The sequence below is a fragment of the Bartonella capreoli genome (assembly GCF_902813205.1).
GTDB lineage: Bacteria > Pseudomonadota > Alphaproteobacteria > Rhizobiales > Rhizobiaceae > Bartonella > Bartonella schoenbuchensis.
The window spans coordinates 1-4,043 of record NZ_CADDZX010000025.1 but is presented as its reverse complement, the minus strand read 5'-3'; the positions used below and the strand labels follow the sequence as shown (position 1 = coordinate 4,043).

Sequence of the window (4,043 nt, the reverse complement as noted above, 5' to 3'; positions counted from 1 at the left end):
ATAGATAATATTTCCCTTTTCATCACGATCCACCACGGCGATGGAGTGCTTTTTGATAAACATGGTTTTATAGGAATCATCGCTGTATTTAAACCCTTCTTCAAGCAATTGCGTTGCCATTTCACGGTTCTCATGGACGATTTGTTCCAGCCTGCCACCATCAAGCGCTTCTACAACTTGATGAGCTGTAGCGGTGTCACGGTTAAGGGAGGCGATTGTTTGTTCCCCATTTTGCCCTGTCAGGGTCTTTTGCCCTGCTTCATCTGTCAAAATGATGCTGCCATTGCTGATAGCAGATTTGGTGTATCCTTCCTCTGAATCCTTGGCTTTTGCGTGATCTAAAACATTCTTGGCAATGTTTTTTGCTATGCCATATTTGCCTTGGTACATGGAACCACCCGCAGAAATACTTAAACCTTGGCTGCTGCCTTTAGCTTCAGCACTGTTGATAATATCACTCGTCGTAATAACTCCTGTTGTCAGTTGGTTTTTATCTGCTGGTGCACTGCTCTCAATGATGCCTCCCGTCAGCGTTGTTTTATCTTTAACGTCGATATTAAAACCTTGCTGACCAGCTTTGATCCCTGATTGTTCCACAACACTGTGATAATCATTAGAGAATTTATCCTTGTTAAAGGATAGCTTGGTTGTAGCTGCATCATCCTTTTTTTCTCCGCCAAATCCAACAGAAATAGAGTTTTGATTGCTGGAAGTTTGTTCCGTATCACTGCGGCTGATAACAGTAAAATCACCACCAATATCCATCTCTACACGGTTTCCAGAAACCACTGCGCCTGCCAGTGTGGTGTTGCCTCCACTTGTGCTATGAACCGTGCCCATACCAATAATATGGCTGTTCTTTTGGTGAACCTGTTCACCGGAACCATTGCCTTTGCCAAAAGAAGCATTACCCATCCACCCTGCTCCACCTGTACCATAGCTGTATCCAACATTCACCGAAGCACTTTGCATGTGGCTTTGTGTGCTTTGCGTGTTTTGCGCACTTTCAAAGGTGATAGTCTGCCCTGCTTGCATGGTGATATCCCCACTGTGTTCATCATTGTTTTGCATCAGCTTTGTGCCGGCAATAATATCGGCTCCAACACCATGGATACTGCCTTTGTGCGCATGCATGTTGATAGCGCGCCCTGCTTCTATTTTATTTGTCACTGCATTGAAAACTTGAGAAGAGGCTTCTGCCTTCTCAGTCTTAAAGCCCACTGTAACACTAGCAGAAACATCAGCAATATCACGAACAGACTGTTTAAGATCTCCACCCTTCATCCCATTATACAAACCTTTGCCTTTGTCATAGAGATCAGAGCCTTTTAGACCAGCAATAAGACCATTACCGATTTTGTGTTTTGTATCCCCATGACCAAAACGTTTGACTGCTTCCCTCACATCTTGCACGGTACCAAAAGCCCCAACATTGACAGAACCTGTCACACCAGCAAAAGACTTTTCATGGGTCTCTTGTGCCTTAGAAATATCGTGGCTTTCCGAAAGCGTGATAGTATTGCCAGCATCAATGTTCACATCACGATCCGCCGAAACAATAGCTGCTTGCATGTTTACATCATTGTCAGCAGTAATCTGCATATCTTGGCGTGCTATGAAGTGTGATTGGACGGAAGTGCTTTCCCATTGATCCCCCATGTCCTTCACGCTCGCAACCCCAACACCAACAGAAGCACCACTGTTGCTCTTTTCAAACTGAATGCCAAAGCCTGAACGCTTTTCCTTTGAGCTTGAAGTATGACGATCATGACCAACAGACACATTGACATCATGGGCTGCCGAAAGGTTAATATTCTCACCTGTAAAATCAGAGCCCACTATGTTCACATCTTTTGTCCTAGCAGTGATATTGATATTGCCATCAGCATTCAGAGAAGAGCCTTGATGTTTAAAACTTTCTTCATTTTCTGTCTTTGACTGACTTCCGTATATCGATACAAAGCCCTTACCTGAACCCACACCAAAACCTGTTTCATGGGTTTCTGAATGGCTCTTATGGTGATCTGTCATGCCATCAATCGTCACATTTTCTGCGCTCACATTGATATCTTTACCGGAAAACAGATGAGACGCAGTAATTGTGGAATCTTTTTCTGCTTGCAAATCAATATTGCCCATCGCCCCAAGAATAGAAGAAACCGTTGTGGTATGCGATTGAAAACTATTGGAGGATTTCTTGTGTAAAAAGCTGCTTTTTGAGGATTGTTGTTGCTGCTCGTAGTGTTCTTGAGCGCCTTTTATGAGAATATTTCCCCCAGAGTGAATGGTAATATCTGCTTTTGCCTGCTCCTCTGGCGTTTTCTCTCCCTGTGCGTGTTCTCCTGGCGTTTTCTCTTGTTTGCCAGCAAGCAACATCGAGCCAATGATTGTTGTATCTTTTTCCGATTCAAGGGCGACGCCTTTTCCTCCCGTTATGAGCGACCCCTCAACTTGTGTCGCATCAATCTTGTTATGCTCGAATTTGCTGCTCCTAAATATTCCCCCCTCTTTATGATGCGACACCTCATAGTGTAAGTTACTTTCTGCATTGGTGATCACAATATCGTTGCTGGCTTTCAGCCCTACCTTGCCATCAGCCGCAATGGAACTACCTGTGATAGTGAGATCATGCGCCTTTCCATCCTGCCCCGCAACAACAGTGGTATCACCTCCCGATTTTATCGAAGAGCCAACAGCATGAGAAGCTTGCATATCCACTTTCGTATTGTTGCTCCCAAGATGATATTCCACTTCATCGTTTTTCACCCCTATTTTGATCTCCCCTTGGGCACCAAGAGCAACATTGCCCTTGGCATCTATATCAGAAGCAGCAATATAGATATCTTGACCAGATAGAATAGTAGTCTCTTTTCCAGAACTTAAATGAGAGCCATTGTGCAAGGCAATATGGGAAGTTTCACTCCCATTTTGATTGTTCATGCTGTTGCGCGTGGCATCAATCGAGACATTGCCTTTTGCTTCTAAGAGAAGTTTATCCTTTGTTTGAACATCAGAGCCTAAAACATTGAGATCTTTTCCAGAGGAAAGCATCATTGAGCCGCCAGAGCTGACTTCTGATTTATGATGCATGGTGGCATCACTATGCTGGCTGTGGTGATGTGTTGTGGCTGTGCCTATCGTCAAATTGCCCTGCTTTGTAGCCATGGCAAGATCACCCTCTGTGGTGATCCCCACCCCTGAGGCTGTGATATCTTGTTTGGCAATCACGCTTGCATTGCCCCCAGCAGAAAGCGCATCGGTGTTTAAAACGGTCTCCACACCCGCAACGCTTGTGCGCCCTGCATCAAAGCGGATGTTGTTTTCCGCAAGTAAAACAGCATCCCCACCAGCAGAAAAATGCCCTCCTTGAGTGAGAATATCACCAGCATGCACATGCAATTGCTGCGATGCCGCAATACGCCCTGAATTGCTTATCTTCGAATTATTGGTATTTTGGCTGGTAATATTGACATCACCCCCCATGATCAAAGCACCAGCAGAAACAAAGGAAGCTCTCTCCTTTTCTGGAATGTAAAGCACCGGTGCATAAACATCCATGCCCTTGACCTGTTGGCGCACATAAATCACCATCGGGGCTTCTAGTAACGCCAATTGTTCTTCACTTAAAGCCTCACCAAAGGGGAGATTGTGGGCTTTTGCATATTCTGCCCCTACATCCAGCAAGGTTTTGACTTGTTCAATGGCATCACTTCCAGGAATAAAAGAGCCCTTGCCCAACCCTTGACCAACAAGATCTCGCATTTGTTTTTCAATCAGTTGCTTTTCGAAATAAGCATCCCCTAAGAAAAAAATCTCTCTGTCAGGATTGTAACCAATTTTGTTTAAATAATAGGCTGAGCCATAAAACTTGCCAACATCGAGGAATTCCGCCCGCGTTTCATAAAGGAAATTCTGGTTGGGAAGCGTGCCACCTATACCACCCGATTGAGGCTTTGGTAAAGGGAGACCCTCAGAAAGTTCCCCTGCATTATTGAGATCCACTTTTGGTGTAAAGAGAGCTCCTGCTCCTGTCAAACCGCTTA

1 protein-coding gene is annotated in these 4,043 nt (G+C 44.8%); it reads right to left on the bottom strand.

Features of this window, described 5'->3' with window-relative positions; all coding sequences use genetic code 11:
* On the bottom strand, nucleotides 1–4,043 hold a 4,043-nt coding region (locus tag J7R05_RS06800; RefSeq protein WP_208541718.1), incomplete at both ends, for a hemagglutinin repeat-containing protein.